We start from the raw sequence: 20,407 nt of genomic DNA on the forward strand, positions 1-20,407 counted from the left end.
GCAGGCAGCCCTTCAACGCTGTCGCAGCGCTCCGCCGCCACAAAGATCAAGATGCGATTCCTCCCGGACCTGAAGGCCGGGAGGAATCGCAAGAACACGCTGAACGGCCCGGGGTGACCGGCCCGGCCGCCGGATCGCCCCTGAGTCGACGCTCCAACGACGGGGCATATTGTCCGGATATGGGCATTTGCCGTCAGCGGGCAGTCCGGCGACCGGACGCCCTTCACGGGGGCCGCTGGTACCACTCGCCCCTGTGTCGACGCCCCGCCGAGCTCACGGACCTCCAGGTCCCCCCGGCCAGGCGGGCTCGTCCGGTCGAGGCGATCCGGCCGACGATCGATGCGCCGGGCGACGATCCCTGCGGCCATGACGCCCGGCGGCGTGCGGCGGGACCGCGAGGAGAGCTCAGTGGCCGCGCACGATGAACGGCCGGACGGCCTCGCCCTGCTGGATCGGGAACTGGCCGCGACCGTCCTCCGTACGGGCGCCTCGGCGGGGAGCATCTACCTGCTCGACGAGGACGAGCCGATGCTGAGGCTCGCCGTGGTGTGCGGCATACCACCCGAACTCGTCACGCCATGGCTGCACGTGCCGCTGTCCTGGCCGAGCCCGGCCGCGGACGCGCTGCGAGAGGAGCGCCTGGTGTGGATGGGCCGGCAGGAGGACATGGCACGCGTGTATCCACGCGTCGCGGCCACATGGCCTTACCGGCTCGCGCTCGCGGCCGCACCACTGATCGGCGCGCGCCGCCCCTGGGGGGCGCTGATGCTCACGTGGCCCCCCAGTCACCCGACGACCGCCACTCACCGCGAACGAAGCCACATCACCTCCCGTGCCCGGCGCATCGCCCGGCTGCTGGACGAGGCCGCCCGCCCCGCGGACATCCCCGACCGGCCACGTATCGTCCCGGTGTACGGCCGGTCGGCTGCGCGCTCGACGCGATTCGGCCTCGCTGCCGTCGACTTCGCCGAACGCCTCCCCGAAGGTTGCGTCGCCCTGGACCTCGAGGGACGCATCACCTTCGTCACCACCACCGCCGCCGAGCTCCTCGGTCGCAGCGGCGAACAGCTGCTCGGCACCCGGCCCTGGCAGTCGATGCCCTGGTTGGACGATCCGGTCAACGAAGACCACTACCGCGCCGCGTTGATGAGCCGCGAGCCGGTCTCCTACGCGGTCCTGCGGCCGCCGGACCAGTGGCTGGAGCTCGAGCTCTACCCTGACGTCAGTGGCATCAGCGTCCGCGTGACCCCGATCGACACGGGCGAGAAACGCCGGCCCACGCACCCGTCTCCTCCCGCCGACACGGACGCCACGGCCGCTCGCCCCGTCCGCGTCGGACGGCTGTACCAGCTGGTGCACCTGGCGGCTTCGCTGACCGAGACGGTCGGCGTACGGGACGTCGTCGACCTGGTGGCCACCCAGGTCCTGCCCGCCTTCGGCGCCGACGGCATGGTGATATCCGCCACCGAGGCCGGACGACTGAAGATCCTCGGTCACTGCGGTTACGACCCGGAGGTGATCGAGCGCTTCGACGGCCTGCCGCTGGACACCGACATATCCCCCGTCGGCCACGTCCTCGCCAACGGTGTGCCCCACTTCTTCGCCGATCCCGATGAGATGTCCGCCGCGTATCCCGAGCTTCCCTCGCTCAGCGGCAAGCAGGCATGGGCGTTCCTCCCCCTGATCGTCTCCGGGCGGCCCGTCGGCGGCTGGACCATCACGTACGACCATCCGCATCACTTCAGCGCCGACGAACGCGCCGTCCTCACCTCCCTGGCGGGCCTGGTCGCCCAGGCGCTGGAGCGCGCCCGCCTCTACGACGCCAAGCAGGACCTCGCCCATGGGCTGCAGCAGGCCCTCCTGCCCCACGCACTCCCCGCCATGTCCGGACTCGACGTCGCCGCCCGGTACCTTCCCGCCTCCCACGGCATGGACATCGGCGGCGACTTCTACGACCTGGTACGTCTCAGCGACACCACCGTCGCCGCGGTCATCGGCGACGTGCAGGGGCACAACGTCACCGCCGCGGCCCTCATGGGCCAGGTTCGCACCGCCGTCCACGCCCACGCCACCGCCGGGGCGTCCCCCGGCGAGGTGCTGGACCGCACGAACCGCATCCTCGCCGACTTCCGGACCGACCTGTTCGTGTCCTGCCTGTACGCCGAGCTGGACCTCGCCGAACACCGGATCGCCTTCGCCAACGCGGGACACCCGTCCCCGCTCCTGGCCGACCCCGGGTCCCGGGCGAGCGCGCGCATCCTCGACATCGAACCCGGTCCGTTGCTCGGCATCGGGATCGACGCCCCGTACCCGGTCACGACCCTGCCCCTGCCGCCCGGAGCGATCCTCGCCTTCTACACCGACGGCCTCGTGGAGATCCCCGGCGTCGACATGACGCAGAGCACCGCCGACCTCACGCACCACCTCGCGGACGCGGCGAACCTCCCGCTGGACGAGCTCATCGACGAGCTTCTCCACCGGGCCCGCCCCGTCGCCCAGCGCACCGACGACATCGCCCTGCTCCTCCTGCGGACCGCACCCTGAGCGAGACCTCCGGCGTCTCGGCCCGGAGCATGCCCCGCGGCGCTGTCGGTGGCGCGGTGCAGTATCGGGACGTCAGGCTTACGGCGAGAACAGGAGATTACTGTGGCGCTCTCGAACCAGCAGGTGGTCGACCACGCCTTTCTCAAGGGCATGTACGAGGACGGGTACTTCCCCGATCACGTCGTCGACAAGGGGAAGGCGATCCTGCTGAGGCTGTGCGAGCGGATCGAAGCGGAGCGGCCGTCGGATCTACCGGCGCTGTACGTGCTCACCCAGGCTGCGACGGAGGAGTTCAACGCGCTGGAAGCGGAGTTCGAAGCGGCCGGAAGTGAGATCGAGACCATTGCGCGGGAGCTGATCGCTGAGGATTTCTGGTTCGTGGCGTCGGCCTACGGGTTCCCGGAGGCCGACGCGGAAGAGCTGATCGCGGGCAGAGACTGGTGACGTGCCTCAGTGCGGCTGGAAGCTGCTGAAGATCGGGTCGAGGTAACGCTGGGAGTCCGGCCACTGGTCCGCCGGCATCCGGAAGTAGACGGCGAAGGCCTGGCCGCCGACGCGGAAGAACCGGTCCTTGACGCGCTCGACCCCGGTCGAGCGGTCGTAGGCGAAATCGAGGTCCGCCGCGGGGACACCGCGGTAGGTGACGGGGGTGACCGTGGCCTCCCGGTAGCCGGGGAAGGTCCCGGCCAGGTGGTCGCCCACGCTCTGCGCCTGGCTCTGCGGGTCGCCGTCCCACGATGTCGTGCTGATCTGCAGCAGGTATCGGGTCGTGGCGTCCTGGTAGAAGAAGTTGTCCCCGTCGTTGCGCCGGGACCAGGCGGAGGGCGCCGACACCGAGAAGCCGCTCTCGCTCCGCGTCGTCCAGTCCTGGGGGAAGGACGCCGCCGGGGAGACGGAGGTCGACCGGCCGGTGCTCGGGGAAGAACCCGAGTCCGGATTGGTGCCCTGCCCGAAGTCCGGAGCTGCGGTCGGCGACGTCTCGCGCGAGCCGCCGGAGGTGCCGGAGCGGTTCGCGGCGGTGGACGTGGTCGCGGTCGGGACCGTCTTGTTCGAGTGCCGGCCCAGCAGCCACACCGCGCCGAACGCCGCGACGATGAGGGCTCCGGCGAGCGCGCTCGCGAGCACCATCGCGGTGGGCCGGCGTGAGGGCTCCGCCGCCGCCACCGGTGCCGGCTGGGGCGCGGCGACCGGGATCGTCCACGCGACGACGTCGGGCTGGGTGCCCTCCGCCGAGGCGGCGAGCAGGCGCTCCGCCTCGGGCGCGGTCATCCGGTCCGCCGGTTCCCGGCGGAGCAGGCCGGCGAGGACCGGTGCGAGCGGCCCAGCGTTCCGGGACGGCGGGGCCTCCTCCGCGATGATCGCAGCGATGGTCGACACGGGCCCGGACCGTTCGAACGGCGACCGGCCCTCGACGGCGGCGTAGAGCGTGGCGCCCAGCGACCACAGGTCGGCGGCGGGCCCGGCGTGCGCGCCGCCGGCCCGCTCGGGAGCGATGTAGGCCGGTGAGCCGATCAGCACGCCGGTGCCGGTGAGCGTCGCGTCGCCCTCGATCGCCGCGATGCCGAAGTCGGTGATGACGGCGCGGTCGCCGTCGGCCACCAGGACGTTGCTGGGCTTGATGTCGCGATGCACGATGCCCGCGGCGTGCGCCGCCCGCAGCGCCGCGACCATCTGCCGCCCGAGCACGGCGACCCGCTGCGGTGGCAGCGGCCCCTCGGCGTCGATCACGCTCTGCAGGGACGGAGCGGCGACCAGCTCCATGACGATCCACGGACGGCCCTGGTCCTCGATCACGTCGTGCACGGTGACGACGTTCGGGTGGCTGAGCCGCGCGGCCGACCGTGCCTCCCGGATCGTCCGCGCGTGGCGCTCCTGGCGCTCGGTCTCGCTCAAGTCCGGAGGGAACAGCACCTCCTTGATCGCCACGTCACGGCCGAGGAGCTCGTCGTGCGCGTGCCAGACCGTTCCCATGCCGCCCTGACCGAGCCTGCTGAGCAATTCGTACCTGTCTCCAACGCGCATGGCCCGATCGTCCCTCCGTCCGGAAGAGTCCGCCAGATGTGAGACGGGAGCAATGGGTGGCCGGTTCACAGCTCCCCGTACACAAGTGGCGAAAATTCGCCCGTACGGCCGTCCCCGCCGGGGGTACTCACCGGATCGCGGCACGGACCCCCGCCGCACGCAAAACCCTTTGCGCGGCGCGGGGGGCGGCCCCGACACTCGTCGGGTGATCGACGACCGGTATCGGGACGGGCGCGCGGGGATCGACGCGGCGCTGGTGAGGCGCCTGCTCGCGGCGCAGTTCCCGCAGTGGAGCGGGCTTCCCGTGACACCGGTCGAGGTCGACGGGTGGGACAACCGCACGTACCGCCTCGGGGACGACATGACGGTCCGCCTGCCGACCGAAGCGGGCTATGCGCCCGCGGTCGACAAGGAACATCGGTGGCTGCCGGTCCTCGCGCCCTCCCTGCCGGTGCCGGTCCCGACGCCGCTGGCGAAAGGCGCTCCCGGCGAGGGCTACCGCTTCAACTGGTCGATCCGCCGCTGGATCGACGGCCGGACCGCGGCCCCCGAGCGCATCGCCGATCTGCGCGAATTCGCGACCGACGTCGCCGGTTTCATCCGCGCCCTCCAGCGCGCCGACGCCACTGGCGGGCCGGCGGCCGGCGCCCACTCCTTTTACCGTGGCGCGTCACTCGCCCACTATGACGACGAGACCCGCCGCTGCCTCGCCGCGCTCGACGGCCGTGTCGACACCGACAGGGCGACGGCCGTGTGGGAGACCGCCCTCGAGGCGCGATGGGCCGGGCCGCCGGTGTGGTTCCACGGCGACATCGCCTCCGGCAACCTTCTCGTCGATGACGGCGGACGGCTCTCCGCCGTCATCGACTTCGGCACCTCAGGCGTCGGCGACCCCGCCTGCGACCTGGTGATCTCCTGGTCGTTGTTCTCCGGCCGCAGCCGGCGGGCGTTCCGCACCGCCGTCGACCAGGACGCCTCCACGTGGGCGCGGGCCCGCGGCTGGGCGCTGTGGAAGGCCCTTCTCTGCCTCGCCGACGGCATCGACGTTGAACGGACGGCGGGCCATCGCCGCGTGGTCGACGAGGTCCTGGCCGACCACGCCGTCTTCGCCTGATCCCAACGCGGCCGGATCCGGAAGCCGCCGGGAGTCCCGGCCGGGAGCGCGCGTACGGGCCACGTCGGTGGCAGCGGTCTTCACCGCGTAGTCGCCGGTGACGCCGCTGAGCTGGGAGAACACGGCGCCGAACAACCCATCAAACCAACAATCGAAAGATCAATCCGGAACGCTGTTCCGGCCGTCCTCCTCGACCCGACCATGTGGCTGTCCGCCTCATCCGGTTGATCAAGGAGTTCCGATGTCCGAACAGTCGCGCCCGTCCCTCTGGAAGAAGGCGCCCCTGGCGGTGCTCGCCGTACTCGGCCTCGCCACTGGCGTCACGATCACGTCCGGCCCCGCTCACGCCGACACCGGGGTGACGGGGACCCTCGCCCAGGGGCCCGTGCCCACCTACGTCTCCACCAAGACGATCTACTCGGGACCGAGCAAGGCGTACCCGCCCGCGGGGACCGCGCAGGCCGGCAAGTCGTACGCGGTGCTGTGCACGACGGCTTCCGGTGCGAGGAAGCCGGGCACGGCCGGTCCGGTGGCGTACTCGGACGCCACCGGAGCCTGGGACCGGATCGCCGACCCGGCCAGTCCGGACCAGCCGATCGGCTACCTTCTCGACGCCGACCTCGCCCTGACCAGCGGCGGGACCAAGACGGACTGGACGAGCCTCACCGCCTGCCCCGCCCCGCCTCCGCTCCCGGAGGGCGACCCCCAGCATCCCGTCGTGCGCGCGCCGTCGCCCGGCTGGGACATCCCGCGGAACAAATGCGCGGCGGGGATCCTCGACCCGGGGCTGAACACCATCTCGTTCACCTCCGAGCAGACCATCGACATCGAGTTCTCGACCGCGGCTCTCGGCATTACCGGGATCGACGTCACGGACAAGGACACCGGATACGAGGACTCCGGGAACGCGTCCCCGGTGCTCCTCAGCACCAAGAACGGGCCGACGTCCTGGCGTTTCAAGGAGAGGGCCAACGGTACCGGGGTGACGACGCACACCTTCTCCGTGACCGTCGGCGGTGCCGTCGGCGGCAAGAACACGTCGGTCGAGGGCGGTGGTGTCGTCAGCAGCGGCGCAGGTGCGTCGCTGGAGCAGGGAGGCAAGGCCGACGGCGACACAAGTGAGGGCGACGTCTCCTGGGAAGCCCGGTCCATCGCCTGCCCGCCGAAGGCCTGAATCCCCGCCCGTTGCGCTTCGCACCGGCAGTCCGCTCATAGGCCGCCGAATGCCGATCGATCCCCCGCGGCCGTTCCACGCACACCGTCGAACGGCCGCGGGCTCCCCCCGATAAGGAGGCACACTCTCATGCCCGGACCGTCCCCCGGCGCGCCGCGCCGGCTCGGCGCCCGACTCACCCTCGCGCTCATGTTGCTGCTCGCCGCCGCCTTCACGGTGGCGGACCTCACCGTCGCACCGCCCGCCGCCCCGGCGACGGCCGCCGATCCGCTCTTCGGCGTCAACATGTCGTTCTTCGGCCCGGATGACGCGCTGGTCGGCCGGCCGGCCACCCGGGAACTGTTCCGCTCCTGGGGCGTCCCGATCGTACGGGTGCCGCTGCGGGACCACTTCGAAGGCAGTACGACCCCGGTCGGCGATGACCTGCTGCTCTCCGCCATGCACGCCGTACGGGACATCGGCGCGACACCGATGCTGATCATCCGTGGGCCCGGCTCCGGCCTGGCCGCCGACGACGTGAAGAAGACCGACCTGCACCTGCTCGACCTCATCCACCAGGTCTTCGGCGACGGCACCGCCTACCTGGAGTTCGGCAACGAGCCGGACCTCCCGGGGACCGACGTGCCCGTCGCCGACTACACGGCGGCCTGGAACACGGTCGTGCCCGCCCTGAAAGGCCGCTACCCCAAGGCCGCCTATCGCTACGTCGGACCCGCGTCCTGGCGGGTCGACCACGACTACGTGAAGTACATCGGCGCCTTCGTCGCCGGGGCCACGCCCGAGCCGGACTTCCTGTCCTGGCACGAGTACGTCTGCGGCGCGGCCACCGACGCGCACTGGAAGGACGCCTGCGACGGCCACCTCGGCAACTGGCAGACCCATGTCACCGACGTCGAGATGGCCGTCCAGGGGAGGATCGGCAGGCAGTTGCCGTACTTCATCTCCGAGTGGAACGCCGATTCCAGCGCCGCGAGTCCCGTCTACCGGGCGGGGAACGCCGGCTACCTCGCCGCGTGGACGGCCAAGGCGGTCGACCACCTGCGCGCGCTGCGGCCCGCACCGGCCGGGGCGATGATCTACACCGCGACGGACCATGGGAACTTCGGCCTGGTCACGGGTGCCGATCAGGTCACCGCCCAGGGCCGGGCGTTCCAGCGGGCGATGGTGGGCTCGTCCGCGGTGGCGCCGCCGAAGGACACGACACCATCGCCGAAGGAGACCCCCTCATCCGAGGGCGAGTCGTCACCGGGTTCGGAACCACCGCAGTCGCCGAGCAGCGGGTCACTCCGGTCACCGGCCGCCGAGTCACCGCCGGGCCTTGACTCGCCCCGATCACCGGCTCTCGAGTCACCGCGGTCGCCGGGCCCCGGCTCGCGCCGGTCACCGGGCGCCGAGTCACCGGAGTCGCCGGTCCCCGGTTCACCGCACGGCACCCCGTCATCGTCCGGTACGGGTCGGTCTCCCGGGACGCCCGGCGTGCCGCAGGCGGCCGGGAACCAGTACTACGTCGCCCCCGACGGCGACGACTCGAAAGGCGACGGCTCCCACGCACACCCGTGGGCGACGATCCAGCACGCCGCGGAGCGTGTGACGGTGGCGAGCGCCGGCGCGACCGTGCACGTCGCCGACGGCACCTACGCCGAGGCGGTGAGCAACACGAAGAGCGGGCACGCCGGCGGTTACCTGACGTTCGAGGCCGAACACCCGGGCAAGGCGCACATCGCCCCGAAGAACTCCGACGTGCCCTTCGAGAACCGGGGCGACTACGTACGCATCGTCGGATTCGACATCAGCGGCTCCGGAGGAGCCTGGAGCGGCATCCTCATCTGGGGCCGCCACAACGTCGTCCAGGGCGACCACGTGCACGACGTGCTGACGCACATCGCGCCGAAGGACTGCGACGGCAGCCCCGGCGGGCAGGGCATCGGCGACGACGCGTCGGCCTCCGACAACGCCTTCCTCGGTAACCGGGTCGACCACATCGGCCCCTATCCGACCGAATGCGAGTACATCCACGGCATCTATCCGTCCGGCGGCGGAGACCTCATCCAGAACAACATCGTGTACCGGACGTCGGGGAGCGGCATCCGGTTCAACCACAACGCGAAGGGCGCCACGATCGCCAACAACCTGTCGTTCGCCAACGCCGACCACGGGATCTACATCACGGGCGGCGACTCGACCGCCGACCACTTCGTGATCGACAACAACATCGTGCGGGACAACGCGATGTACGGGATCAACGTCCGTGACGACGCGAACGGCGCGCACAACCAGTACCGGGACAACCTGTTCTACCGCAACGGCAAGGGGAGGTACGGGCTGAACAACAGCAGGGAGTTCACGCCGCCGAACTCATCGGGAACGCTCGACGCCGATCCACGGTTGGTCGACTACACGGCGGACGGTACGGGTGACTACCACCTGACGGCGTCCAGCCCGTGCGTCGACGCCGGAACCGCCACCGGCGCGCCGGCCGACGACCTGGACGGCGTGACCCGTCCCAAGGGCCGGGGTATCGACATCGGGCCTTACGAGTTCGTGGACCGCGATGGGCATAATGGTTCATCGTAACGTTCGGTTCGATCTCCGGGAGTGCCGTCGTTGACCAGCTTCGACCCCCTCGTGACCGACCCGGCGCCTGAGGTTGCGCCCGCCGCGAGCACTCCGGCGGTGACCTTCGACAGTGCGGGCGCCGCGCTGCTCGGCGTGCTCCACCTCCCCGCCGGTCCCGGACCGCACCCGGTCGTCGTGCTGCTGCACGGCTTTCCGGGCAACGAGCGCAACTTCGACCTCGCGCAGGCGCTGCGCCGGGCGGGGTACGCGTCTCTGGTCTTCCACTACCGCGGCTCATGGGGGGTCGGAGGTTCCTGGTCGTGGGGCCACGTGCTGGAGGACGCGGCGCGGGTCGTGAGCGCGGTGCGCGAGCCGGAGTTCGCAGCCGCTCACCGGCTGGACACGACGCGGACGGCGGTGGTCGGGCACAGCCCTGTCCGACCACCGCGTGCGGCTCGCGCGTACGCTGCTGGACTTCCTCGGCCGTCATCTGCCCCCGGGACGGTGACCCGGCCGGCGCCGGGACGGCCGCCTGGGCTTCACCGGCGGCCACCGGTCCGGCGCGTCCCCTGAGGCCGCGGCCGTACGCTACCGTCGTCCCGGTACCGGAAATTACATTCGCTAAATCAACATCCGGAGTCGCCGGCTCAGCCGCGCCTTACCCGCGAAGGAGAAGAACCTGTGGGCCAAGCCGGCAGCAGATCCGGCGAAAAGACCTGGACATTCCTGACAAACCACGCCCGCGTGCTGGTCGAGATCACCCGAAACCCCAGTTCGCGGCTCCGCGATATCGCCGCGGCCGTGAGCATCACCGAACGCGCCGCCCAGACGATCGTCACCGACCTCGAAGAGGCCGGCTACATCACCCGCACCCGGGTCGGGCGCCGCAACCACTACAGCGTCGACCCGACTCGCCCGTTCCGGCACCCGGCCGACGCGGACCACCGCATCGAAGGACTCCTCACCGTCTTCACCCGCCACGACGACGACCACACACCGGCCGCACCGGAAGCGCCGGAGGCCGATGAGCGGGGAACGGCGAAATGACGAATCCGCGGCGTCCGGCCGCGATTCCCGCACGCCTGCCCCGCCATCCGGCGACCGTCTGATCGGCCGCCTCCGCCGCTACGGCCGCCTTGGCGTCAGTCCGTGGCGGTGAACATGTCGACCAGGCTCTGCGGCGCGTCCTCGCCGAAACAGAGGACGAGGCCGGCGGCGGACTCGGCGGCGGCGGTCGCACCGCGCGGGAACATCGCCTGCTCGTAGGCGGCGAGCGCGGCCTCGGTGTCGCCGGGGTGCGCGGCGATGGCCGCACCGAGTTCGGCGGCGTCGGCCAGGGCGATGTTGGCGCCCTCCCCGGCGAAGGGCGGCATCACGTGGGCGGCGTCGCCGAGCAGGGTGACGCCCGGCACGCGGTCCCAGCGGTGGCCGACCGGCAGGGCGTGGATTCCGCGCGGGACGAGCCGCCCGTCGGCGTCGGTGACCAGTGCCCGCAGGCGCGGGTCCCAGCCGGCGAAGTGTTCCAGTACGGCGGTCTTCGCGGAGTCGGTGTCGGCGAAGTCGATCCGGGCCGCCCAGTCCTCGGGCGTGGACAGGGCGATGGCGACGTGGAGACTGCCGTCGGGCTCGCGGTGGGCGAGGAGACCCTTGCCCGCGCCGAGCGCGAAGAAAATGCCGCCGCCGAGGAGGGCGGCGCTGCCGGGGTGACGCGTGTCGGCGTCCAGCAGGTCGGCCTCGACGACGGTGATGCCGGTGTACTCCGGGACGGCGTCGGTGAGGAGCGGCCGGACCTTGGACCAGGTGCCGTCGGCGCCGATGAGCAGGTCGGTGGTGATGGCGGAGCCGTCGGCGAGGGTCACCTCGTGACGCCCGTCGTCGAGCGAACGGGCCCCGGTGACCCCGGCACCCCAGCGGACGGTGTCCGGGGGCAATGAGCCCAGCAGGAGGTCGCGCAGCCGACCGCGCTCGACCTCCGGGCGGCCGCCCTCGCCGTCATCCTCTTCCTTGAACCTGACGACGGCGTGCTTGTCGAGAACGCGGACGGCCTCCCCGCCGGGATGGATGATCGCGCGGAACTCGTCGTGGAGGCCGGCGGCCCGCAGGGCGACCTGGCCGGAGTCATGGTGAATGTCGAGCATGCCGCCCTGCGTGCGGAGCTCTGGCGAGGTGTCGCGTTCGTACACCGTGGCCGGGATGCCGTTGACGTGCAGGATGCGGGCGAGGGCGAGGCCGCCGAGACCGGCGCCGGCGATGGCGATGGGGTCATGAGTGCTCATGCCCGCACTGTAACGAACACGTTCGTCGCGAACAAGTTCCTAACGAACATGTTCGCCAACCCCGCGTCGCGCACCCGCCGACCAGGACGCCGCACACCTCGACCGGCGCGCGGATCAGCCGCCTCCCCGGCCACCGGCCGCAAGTTTTGCCCATCTGACGCGATATCTACTCAAAACAGAAAAACTTCTCCTTCTGGGCGGGCAGGGCATTTAGTGCGTACGGATCGGCACAGAGGGGGCGTGCCGGATGCTGATCACGGCATTGGTTACACCTGTGATGATCCCGATCGCCGCGCTGGTGCTGGTGCTGGCCCTCGCCAAGCTGGAGCGGGTGCTCCTCGACGGCGGTGACCGGCCGGTGCCCGCCGGCGACGAGCAGGGCGGGTCCGCGGAGGGCGCCCCGTCCTGACCCGACCGATCGCTCAGTCGCATGGGCGGTCTCGGGTAGCCCTCCGTCTTTGTCCTGCTGAGCGCTTTCGGGGCGGCCGCAGCCGACGCGCGGGAGAGAATGGGCGCGTGGAAATCTGGATCAACCCTCGCTGTTCGAAATGCCGGTCCGCCCTCTCCCTGCTGGACGAAGAGGGCGCCGAGTACACCGTGCGGCGCTACCTCGATGAGCCGCCCACGCGGCAGGAGCTCGAGGAGGTCCTGGGGCGTCTCGGCCTCGAGCCCTGGGACATCGCCCGTACCGGCGAGGCCGTCGCCAAGGAGCTGGGCATGGCGTCCTGGGGGCGGGAGCCCGCATCCCGCGGCCGGTGGCTCGACGCGCTGGCCGAGCATCCGATCCTGATCCAGCGGCCGATCATCACGGCCGACGACGGCACCGCCGTGGTCGGCCGCTCCCCCGAGGCGGTCAGGTCCGTCCTGGAGTGAGCGGAACCGGGGTCCGTGCGCCCACCCGCACGGACCCCGGCCGACCGGCTCAGAAGTGGATGTAGTTGCCGACGCTGCTCGCGCTGATCGTGCGCGTGTCGTAGTTGTGGCCGCTGAGGTAGTTGTACTCCTCGACCAGGATCGTGCCGTCACTGTTCACGCGGGCGACGTACGCGACGTGGCCGTAGGTCCCGGTGTTCCACTGGGCGACGGCGCCGACCTTGGCGGTGTGGTCGACCTTCACCCCGGCGGACGCCGCGGCGTTGTCCCAGTTGATGGCGTTGCCCCAGTGCACACCCCCGTAGGAGTTGGTGAAGTCGACGCCGAGGCGCTGGCGGACCCGCCAGGCCGCGAAGGAGACGCATTCGCGCTTGTAGAAGAGCCAGGGATCCGCGTCGCTCCATGAGTCGGACTTGTACGGGTAATCGTCGGTGACCGTCTGGATGCACGGGGGTGCGACGGTGCCGTCCGAACCCGTGTAGATGTAGGCGTCCGCGACATACCCGGTCGGGCTCGTGATCTTGTCCCACACGCTGCTGGTGCCGTACGTGCCGGTGACCGTGGTCCCGCGCGTCTGGCAGGTGATCGTGACGCCCGCTCCGTCCGCGACGGTCCCCACCGAGCCGTAGCCGGTGCCGGCGCCGGAGCGCACGGTCAGGGCCGTACCGCTGGTGTTGACCGTGCCGGTCGCCGCGTTCGCCGTCGAGACGCCGAGCACGATCGCCACCGCGCTCGCCCCGATCGTCAGGCCGCTTCGTCTGATCCAGGCCACATCAGACCCCTTTCTGGCGGAGGATCCGAGCCTGACGGTAAGTGAACAACCAACGGGCCATAAGCGGGGAATGTGACAAAGCAACGCGCCACGGTTGGTAAACCGAATGCTCGTGGTAAGCGCCCGAGTCCCGTCCGTACGGTGCCGGCGCGGTCACCCGGCGGTGAAGTGAACGCCGGAGAACCGGGTCCGCCACTTGGTGACCTCGGTGGCGACGGTCTCCGGCTCGACGTCCGGGTCGAGGCCGCGCGCGATGAACGAGGCCAGCACCGGCATGTCCGCGTCGGTCATCCCGAGCCGGACGATCTCCGGGGTGCCGACGCGGAGACCGCCCACGTCGCCGTCGACCGGCGGCGTCGGAAGGCCGATGCCGCAGGCGAGGAGGTTCGCCCGGCGCAGGCGGCGCGCGGCCCGCTGCCCGCCGCCGGGCGTACGGATCGCGAACTGGTGCGACCGGGTCGCGCCCCGCTCGGCGGCGAAGAGCGGCACGCCCAGCGCCGTGAGCTCCGTGGCCAGCCTGCGCGCGGTCGCGACCATGGTCTCGGCGTACGCCCGCCCGGCGACCTTCCAGTCGAGCATCGTCACGGCCAGCGCGGCGGTGCGTCCGGCGTCGAAGTTGGCGGTCAGGCCCGGGTAGGCGATCGCGTCGAGGCGTTCGGCCAGCTCGGCGTCGTCGGTGACGATGAGCCCGCCCGCGGGGCCGCCCAGGCTCTTGTAGGTGCTCATGGTGATCAGGTGCGCCCCTTCGGCGAGAGGCTGCGGCCACACCTGACCGGCGATCATGCCGCACAGGTGGGCGGCGTCGAAGAGCACGTGAGCGCCGACCGAGTCCGCGATCTCCCGGACGGCGGCGATCGGGTGGTGGAACAGGTTGAGGCTGCCACCGATGGTGATCAAGGCGGGACGCGTCTCCTCGGCCAGCGCGCGCAGGGCGCCGACGTCGACCGTGTAGCCGTCGGCCTCGACGGGCGCCGGCACCGTGGTGAGCCCGTACAGCCCGGCGGCGCCCGGACCGTGGTGGGTGACGTGCCCGCCGATGCTCGGCGGCGGCGCGATGATCGTGTCACCGGGCCGGCAGGTCGCCATGAACGCGTAGAGGTTGGCCAGCGCACCCGACCCGACCCGGACCTCGGCGTAGCGGGCCCCGAAGACCTCCGCCGCGAGCTCGGCCGCGACGACCTCGATCTGCTCGATCGCCTCCAGACCCGTCTCGTACTTGTCGCCCGGGTAGCCCAGCGACGGTCGGGAGCCGAGCCCCGCCGACAGGAGCGCCTCGGCCCGCGGGTTCATGACGTTGGTCGCCGGGTTAAGGTTGATCGACTCGACGTCGTGGATGCGGTGGTTCTCGGCGGCGAGCCGCTCGATCTCCGCCAGCACGGCGGGAGCCGACCGGTCGGCGACCGACTCGGACACGGCCCGGACCCGCTCTTCGCTCGGTGCCGGAACCCAGGGACGGAACGCGAGGGAACGAGCCATCGGGTGCTCTCCTGACCGTACGAGGTGGCCGCCGGCGTGCGCCGGCCGTACGCCGCGACGGTAGATCGCCATCGCCGCCCGGCGCATCGGACGTACGCCCTGACCTGCATGCCGCCTTTCCTACACTTGTAGGAACGCAGCGGCTCTGCCCGTAAGGGGGTCGTGCTGTCACCCCGGCGGTCACGGGACGGTACGGCAGGGGCCTGAACGGCGACGGCCGCGCTGCCGGCCATCGCCGCGCGGGCGGGCCGCCGTGAGCCGGGGCATGTCGTGACGGGAGGTGGCGGTGGAGCCGAGCGGTGGACTCCAGGCGGAGCTCGACGCGCTCGCCGCCCGCATCGGGCACGGCGTGTCCGTCGACGACCCCGAGGGCCGGCTCGTCGCCTACAGCGCGCAGGACGCCGGCGCCGACGCCGCGCGCGTCACCTCGATCCTGTCCCGGCAGGTCGCTCCGGCGATCCAGGACTGGCAGAACCGGCACGGCATCGCCGAGGCCACCGGGCCGGTGCGGATCCCCGCCAACCCGGACCTGGGCATGGCGCCGCGCGTCTGCGTACCGATCCGCAAGGATCAGCGGTGCCTGGGTTACCTCTGGGTGCTGGAGCCTGGCGATCCACTGGACGACACCACGATCGCCGCGGCCCTGCGCTGCGCCCACGACCTCGCCGACGTCCTCGCGCGGCGACCCGGTCCCCCGCTCGAGTGGGACGTGGACGGCCTGGTCCGGCGTCTCCTCGGCGAGGACTCCGGCGCCGACGTCCGCGACCGCTTGGCCGCCGCGATCCCGGCACTCGTGGGCGCCACGATCCAGGTCTGCGCCGCCGTGCCGTACCGGCCGGGCGAGGAGAGCGTCGCGGCGCTCACCTCGGCCGACTTCCAGCGCCTCACCGCCTCGATGTCCCCGGCGCTCCGCCGGCACCCCGCGTACGTCGGCTCCTTCGTCGGCGCGACGCACGTGGTGGCGCTGTTCCGCCATCTTGGGGATGAGGACGCGTGCGACGCGCTGCGCGCGGTCGGCGAGGTGACCGAGGACGCGACGGCGGCGACCAGGACGCGGTTCGCCGTGGGTGCCGGCGAGCCCGCGCCGTACGCCGCCGGCACGGCCCGCGCCGCGTACGCGCAGGCGCTCGCGGCGGCCGAACTCGCCGTGCTGGATCCCGCGCTCCCGAAGCCGCTGTGCTGGTCCGGGCTCGGGCCCTACCGTTCCCTGCTGCGCGCCTCGCCGCCGCCCGCCGACGACGTGCTCTCCCCGCTCGACCGGGCGGGAGGCTCGGGCGGCATGCTGGCACGGACCCTGGAGACCTACCTCGACCTGGGCGGCGACGCGCAGCGCACGGCCGCCCGGCTGCGGCTGCACCGCACCAGCCTGTACTACCGGCTGAACCGCGCCGCCGACCTGCTCGGCGCCGACCTCGCCGACGGCCTCGTCCGCCTGGAACTACATCTGGCCTTGAAAGGCCGCCGCCTCGCCCGCCGCACCCTCACCTGACCCCTTGGCCCGCCCGCACCTTCACCTGACCGCCCCGCACACTCGCACCCTCACCTGACCCTTCGCACGCCCGCGGCCGGGCCGCCGCTCAGGCGAGGCGTCGCTGCCAGGGGCTGGTGGTCGCGATCGGCTGCGGGGTGCGGGCGATCTCGGCGCGGTGTTCGCGGGGGCTGATGCCCCGGACCCGCTTGAACGCGGTGCTGAGTGCGAACGAACTGCCGTAGCCGACCCGCTCGGCGACCTGGCCGATGGTGAGCTCCGGGTCGCGCAACAGGTCGGCGGCGAGCGCGAGACGCCAGGAGGTGAGGTAGGCCATCGGCGGCTCGCCGACCAACTCGGCGAACCGGCGTGCCAGCGCCGCGCGGGAGACGTTGGTCTCGACGGCCAGCCTGGCGACGGTCCAGGGGCGCTCCGGGGCGTCGTGCAGGAGACGCAGGGCGGTGCCGACGACCGGGTCGCTCTGCGCGCGGTACCAGGGCGGCGGGTCGGCCTCGGGCCGGGAGAACCAGGTGCGCAGGGCGGCGATCAGCAGCAGGTCGAGGACCCGGTCCAGGACGGCGTCCTGACCCGGCTCGTCCTTGACGACCTCCGAGGCCAGCAACGGGACGAGCGGGCTGTCCCAGGCGTCGTACCGGAGCACGACGAGTGGGGGCAACGCGTCCAGCAGCGGGCGGCAGATCTCGCTGAGCACCTGGTAGGTGCCGGTGATCAGGATGGTCGCGCCGTCGTCGGTGTTGCCCCAGGTGCGGATGCCCAGGCTTGCCAGCTCCGACAGCTCTCCTCCGTCGGGGGCGGTGCAGCGCTGGCCGGGGTGGATGACCGCCTGCGGCGCCGTGGCAGGGTCGTCGGCGAAGGTGTACGGGTCCGGTCCGCGCAGGATGGCGACGTCGCCCGGATGCAGCTCCGTGGCCGCCCCGCCCTCGGGGATCACCCACGCCGTGCCCCGGACCACGGCCACGAGGGTCAGCGGCGCCTCATCCTGAACGCGCAGCGACCAGGGCGGCACGAGCGACGAACGGAGCAGGAACGCCCCCTGCGCGCGGGGGCCGTTGAGCAGACCGGCGACGACGTCCACGGCCCGACTGTAGACGATTGAACATGAATTAAATAGCTTCAGCCATGTTGGGTCTCACTCTCGCGGCCTTGAATTGAGCCATGACACAGATCACGCGAGATGGCGAGACGATCCTGGTCCTGGGCGGCACGGGCAAGACGGGCCGACGGGTCGCCGAGCGGCTCAAGGCGCGCGGACTGCCCGTACGCGTCGGTTCCCGCTCGGGCTCACCCCCGTTCGACTGGACCGACCCGGGCACCTGGGCGCCCGCGCTCGACGGCGCCGCGGCGGCGTACCTCTCCTACCAGCCGGACCTGGCCGTGCCCGGCGCGGTCGACGCGATCCGCGGGCTCACCGAGACCGCGCTGGCCGGCGGGACACGGCGGCTCGTGCTGCTGTCCGGCCGGGGCGAGGAGGAGGCACAGGCCTGCGAGAAGGCCCTGGCCGACGCGGGCGCCGAGTGGACGGTCCTGCGATGCGCCTGGTTCGCCCAGAACTTCAGCGAGGGCGAGCTGACGGACCCGGTCCGGGAGGGCGAGGTCGTGCTCCCGGCCGGCGACGTGGGCGAGCCGTTCGTCGACGTCGACGACATCGCGGACGTCGCGGTCGCGGCGCTCACCGAGGACGGGCACACCGGTCAGGTCTACGAGCTGACCGGCCCCCGGCTGCTGACGTTCGCCGACGCGGTCGCCGAGATCGCCGAGGCGACCGGCCGCGACATCCGGTACATCTCGGTCGCCCCTGACGCCTTCGCGGCCGGCCTGCGGGCCCAAGGCGTGCCGGCCGAGGCCGTCGACCTGCTGACCTACCTGTTCACCACGCTGTTCGACGGCCGCAACGCCCACCTGGGCGACGGCGTCCAGCGCGCCCTGGGCCGCCCGCCCGCGGACTTCCGCGACTTCGCCCGCCGTACCACCGCCACCGGCATCTGGAACGGAGCCGAGCAATGAGAGTTCTGCAGACCACCCTGCTGTTGGCGGGGACCGTCACGACCGGCCTCATGGCCGGGCTGTTCGCCGCCTTCGCGTACGCGGTCATGCCCGCCCTGCATCGCGGCGGTGACCGCACGTTCGTCGAGACGATGCAGAACATCAACCGGGTCATCCTGAACGGCTGGTTCATGTCCTGCTTCCTCGGCTCGCTGGTGTTCCTCATCGGCGCGGCCGTGCTGGCCTGGCGCGGTCACGGGCGGCCGGCGCTGCCCTGGATCGTCGCCGCCCTGGTCCTCTACCTGGTGATGTTCTTCGTCACGAGCGGGATCAACGTCCCCCTCAACAATCAGCTCGACAAGGCCGGGGATCCGCGCCACATCGCCGACCTGGCTGCCGTGCGCCATCAGTTCGAGGGCCGCTGGGTCGCCTGGAACATCGTCCGCGCGGTCAGCAACCTCGCCGCGTTCGCCTGCCTCGCCTGGGCCCTGGTCCTGTACGGCGCGCACCGCGACGACCCGCGCCCCGCCGGCCGGCACACGGGATCGGCCGCTTCGATGCACCACCCGCCCGCTCCCTACGATGTCCGGCCGGGCGGCGGCCCGTACGACGCCGGGCCGCCACCCGCCCCGTACGGCCCCGGTCCGAGACTCGGCCCACGTTGACGACGTCATCGCCGCGGGCCGGTTCGGCGGGCCCCCGAGAACCGTGGCAGCTCGCCGCCGTCACTCACCGCCGGGCGCGTACGGGAGACGCGCCCGGCGGTTCCGACCGCGGACCGGGAGGAGACGCCCAGCGATCGCCTTCGAGTTCCCCGCCGGTCCGCGGCGGCTCGGGCGTGAGGGGTGGGTGTGCGGCGGGGTCGTGCGGGCCCTCGTGCGCCGACGGCGAAGACCGCCCGTGAGACGCTGTGTCGCGGCGCGCAGGCGGGCGGGTCCGTGCCCGCCTCGCGGACCGTACGAGCTGGGAGGAACCACGGATGGACCGGCAGGATCTCCGGACGCGGTTCGTGACGCTGACCACCGCGCATCTGGCGGACGCGTGCATCCGCGCCGGTCTCCCCGTGCGCTGCGCCCCGGCGCCGATGAGCGCCGTCGAACCCGGAGACCGTCTGCTGGGGCGTGCCTGTCCCGCCCGTCATCTCGGCAGCGTCGACGTCTTCCTGGAGGCGTTCGAGATGGCGGAGCCCGGTGACGTGCTGGTGGTCGACAACGGCGGGCGTCTCGACGAGGCGTGCGTCGGTGACCTCGTGGTCCTGGAGGCCGAGGCGGCGGGCCTGACGGGCATCGCGATCTGGGGCCTGCACCGCGACACCGCCGACATCCGGGCGATCGGGCTGCCGGTCTTCAGTCTGGGCGCGATCTCGACCGGTCCGCTCAGCCTCCGCGACCGGCCCGCCGGCGTGCTGGAGTCCGCGGCGGTGGGCGACCACGTCGTGAGCCGCGAGGACCTGGTCCTGGGCGACGACGACGGGGTGCTGTTCGTGCCGGCCGCCGAGGCCGAGAACCTCTTCGCGATCGCCGAGCGGATCCGCGACACCGAGCGGGCGCAGGCCGACCGGATCCGCGCGGGCGCCTCGCTGCGCGAGCAGGTGGGCTTCGCCGCCTACCTCGCCGCGCGCCGCGAGAACCCGTCGCTGACCTTCCGCGAGCACCTGCGCTCCGTGGGCGGCGCCATAGAAGAGTGACTGCGCCCGGCAGACACTGGTCGCGGCGCCGGAAATCGGGGGTGAAGCAGGCACAACGGCGGCGTAACCGTTGGGGAACGGCCTCAAGACTCCGGAATCCGCCTATGCAACGACGGTTCGCAGCCCGCGCCCACATTCCCCTGCTGGCCTCCCCGGCCGGAAGCTCCCACAATGACGCGTCAGTCTCGCGAGCTCTGCATTGCGACTCCGCCGCGACGTACGACACCCAGCTGCGGAACGCGCGGGACGACCGCGCGTCGGCCGGATGCCGCTGCGGTTTCTAGTCGTGCACCTGCACTCACGGTGTAGCGAACTGGTGGAATCTGGTGTTCAGGAGTGCGCATGATGTGTCTGCGAGTGACGATATGGTTGCGGTATGAAGCTGACGAGGGCGGCGCGAGCGTGCTTGTGCGCCCGCCTGTATGGCCGTCGTTCAGCGCG

General features: G+C 71.9%; 18 protein-coding genes. 13 read left to right on the plus strand and 5 right to left on the minus strand.

What is annotated here, in order from left to right; all coding sequences use genetic code 11:
• The first annotated feature begins 408 nt into the window (after nt 1-408).
• Both AB0I04_RS43755 and AB0I04_RS43760 read left to right on the plus strand, forming a co-directional pair.
• Nucleotides 409-2,544 carry a SpoIIE family protein phosphatase gene (locus AB0I04_RS43755; RefSeq protein WP_360898688.1) on the plus strand — a complete coding sequence of 712 codons (2,136 nt, stop codon included), beginning with the start codon at nt 409-411 and terminating at the stop codon, nt 2,542-2,544.
• 102 nt (nt 2,545-2,646) lie between these two features.
• A complete protein-coding gene (locus AB0I04_RS43760; protein WP_360898690.1) occupies nt 2,647-2,988 on the plus strand; it encodes a DUF5713 family protein in 342 nt (113 codons plus the stop codon).
• 6 nt (nt 2,989-2,994) lie between these two features.
• On the opposite strand, the gene AB0I04_RS43765 is transcribed toward AB0I04_RS43760, so the two are convergent.
• On the minus strand, nt 2,995-4,566 hold the full coding sequence (locus AB0I04_RS43765) for a protein kinase (protein ID WP_360898692.1): 1,572 nt from the start codon (nt 4,564-4,566) through the stop codon (nt 2,995-2,997).
• 205 nt (nt 4,567-4,771) lie between these two features.
• Between AB0I04_RS43765 and AB0I04_RS43770 the strand changes: the two genes are divergently transcribed.
• The 5 genes from AB0I04_RS43770 to AB0I04_RS43790 all read left to right on the plus strand — a co-directional run bounded on the left by AB0I04_RS43770 (nt 4,772) and on the right by AB0I04_RS43790 (nt 10,457).
• Nucleotides 4,772-5,680 (plus strand): aminoglycoside phosphotransferase family protein, encoded by a 909-nt coding sequence (locus AB0I04_RS43770; RefSeq protein ID WP_360898694.1) that lies wholly within the window; start codon nt 4,772-4,774, stop codon nt 5,678-5,680.
• A gap of 241 nt (nt 5,681-5,921) precedes the next feature.
• Nucleotides 5,922-6,854 carry a hypothetical protein gene (locus AB0I04_RS43775; RefSeq protein WP_360898696.1) on the plus strand — a complete coding sequence of 311 codons (933 nt, stop codon included), beginning with the start codon at nt 5,922-5,924 and terminating at the stop codon, nt 6,852-6,854.
• A gap of 129 nt (nt 6,855-6,983) precedes the next feature.
• Nucleotides 6,984-9,428 (plus strand): choice-of-anchor Q domain-containing protein, encoded by a 2,445-nt coding sequence (locus AB0I04_RS43780; protein ID WP_360898698.1) that lies wholly within the window; start codon nt 6,984-6,986, stop codon nt 9,426-9,428.
• Between the two features lie 30 nt (nt 9,429-9,458).
• Nucleotides 9,459-9,983, plus strand: a complete 525-nt coding sequence (locus AB0I04_RS43785; protein WP_360898700.1) for a hypothetical protein — start codon at nt 9,459-9,461, stop codon at nt 9,981-9,983.
• Between the two features lie 108 nt (nt 9,984-10,091).
• Nucleotides 10,092-10,457 (plus strand): winged helix-turn-helix domain-containing protein, encoded by a 366-nt coding sequence (locus AB0I04_RS43790; protein ID WP_360898702.1) that lies wholly within the window; start codon nt 10,092-10,094, stop codon nt 10,455-10,457.
• Nucleotides 10,458-10,552: 95 nt separating this feature from the next.
• Here AB0I04_RS43790 and AB0I04_RS43795 read toward each other — a convergent pair whose 3' ends face one another.
• Nucleotides 10,553-11,686 (minus strand): NAD(P)/FAD-dependent oxidoreductase, encoded by a 1,134-nt coding sequence (locus AB0I04_RS43795; protein ID WP_360898704.1) that lies wholly within the window; start codon nt 11,684-11,686, stop codon nt 10,553-10,555.
• Between the two features lie 274 nt (nt 11,687-11,960).
• On the opposite strand from AB0I04_RS43795, the gene AB0I04_RS43800 reads away from it, so the two are divergent.
• Entirely contained in the window at nt 11,961-12,095 is a 135-nt protein-coding gene (locus AB0I04_RS43800) for a hypothetical protein (protein WP_360898706.1), read from the plus strand.
• 107 nt (nt 12,096-12,202) lie between these two features.
• Nucleotides 12,203-12,559: an arsenate reductase family protein gene (locus AB0I04_RS43805; protein ID WP_360898708.1), complete on the plus strand. Its 357-nt coding sequence runs from the start codon at nt 12,203-12,205 to the stop codon at nt 12,557-12,559.
• 49 nt (nt 12,560-12,608) lie between these two features.
• Here the strand turns inward: AB0I04_RS43805 and AB0I04_RS43810 are convergent, their stop codons facing one another.
• Entirely contained in the window at nt 12,609-13,331 is a 723-nt protein-coding gene (locus AB0I04_RS43810) for a CHAP domain-containing protein (RefSeq protein WP_360898710.1), read from the minus strand.
• A 153-nt stretch (nt 13,332-13,484) separates the two neighbouring features.
• Nucleotides 13,485-14,807 carry an aminotransferase class I/II-fold pyridoxal phosphate-dependent enzyme gene (locus AB0I04_RS43815; protein ID WP_360898712.1) on the minus strand — a complete coding sequence of 441 codons (1,323 nt, stop codon included), beginning with the start codon at nt 14,805-14,807 and terminating at the stop codon, nt 13,485-13,487.
• Nucleotides 14,808-15,093: 286 nt separating this feature from the next.
• On the opposite strand from AB0I04_RS43815, the gene AB0I04_RS43820 reads away from it, so the two are divergent.
• On the plus strand, nt 15,094-16,296 hold the full coding sequence (locus AB0I04_RS43820) for a helix-turn-helix domain-containing protein (RefSeq protein ID WP_360898714.1): 1,203 nt from the start codon (nt 15,094-15,096) through the stop codon (nt 16,294-16,296).
• A gap of 88 nt (nt 16,297-16,384) precedes the next feature.
• On the opposite strand, the gene AB0I04_RS43825 is transcribed toward AB0I04_RS43820, so the two are convergent.
• The gene (locus AB0I04_RS43825; RefSeq protein ID WP_360898716.1) at nt 16,385-17,371 is read right to left on the minus strand and encodes an AraC family transcriptional regulator; all 987 of its coding nucleotides are present in this window, start codon (nt 17,369-17,371) and stop codon (nt 16,385-16,387) included.
• Nucleotides 17,372-17,451: 80 nt separating this feature from the next.
• On the opposite strand from AB0I04_RS43825, the gene AB0I04_RS43830 reads away from it, so the two are divergent.
• From AB0I04_RS43830 to AB0I04_RS43840, 3 genes are all read left to right on the plus strand, one after another.
• Nucleotides 17,452-18,300 carry an NmrA family transcriptional regulator gene (locus tag AB0I04_RS43830; RefSeq protein WP_360898718.1) on the plus strand — a complete coding sequence of 283 codons (849 nt, stop codon included), beginning with the start codon at nt 17,452-17,454 and terminating at the stop codon, nt 18,298-18,300.
• Nucleotides 18,297-18,944 (plus strand): anthrone oxygenase family protein, encoded by a 648-nt coding sequence (locus AB0I04_RS43835; RefSeq protein ID WP_360898720.1) that lies wholly within the window; start codon nt 18,297-18,299, stop codon nt 18,942-18,944. Before AB0I04_RS43830 ends, AB0I04_RS43835 begins: the two co-directional genes overlap by 4 nt.
• 314 nt (nt 18,945-19,258) lie before the next feature.
• Complete coding sequence (locus tag AB0I04_RS43840) at nt 19,259-19,966, plus strand: RraA family protein (protein ID WP_360898722.1); 708 nt, start codon at nt 19,259-19,261, stop codon at nt 19,964-19,966.
• Nucleotides 19,967-20,407 lie beyond the last annotated feature (441 nt).

Source organism: Actinoallomurus sp. NPDC050550 (genome assembly GCF_040655075.1).
Lineage (GTDB): Bacteria > Actinomycetota > Actinomycetes > Streptosporangiales > Streptosporangiaceae > Actinoallomurus.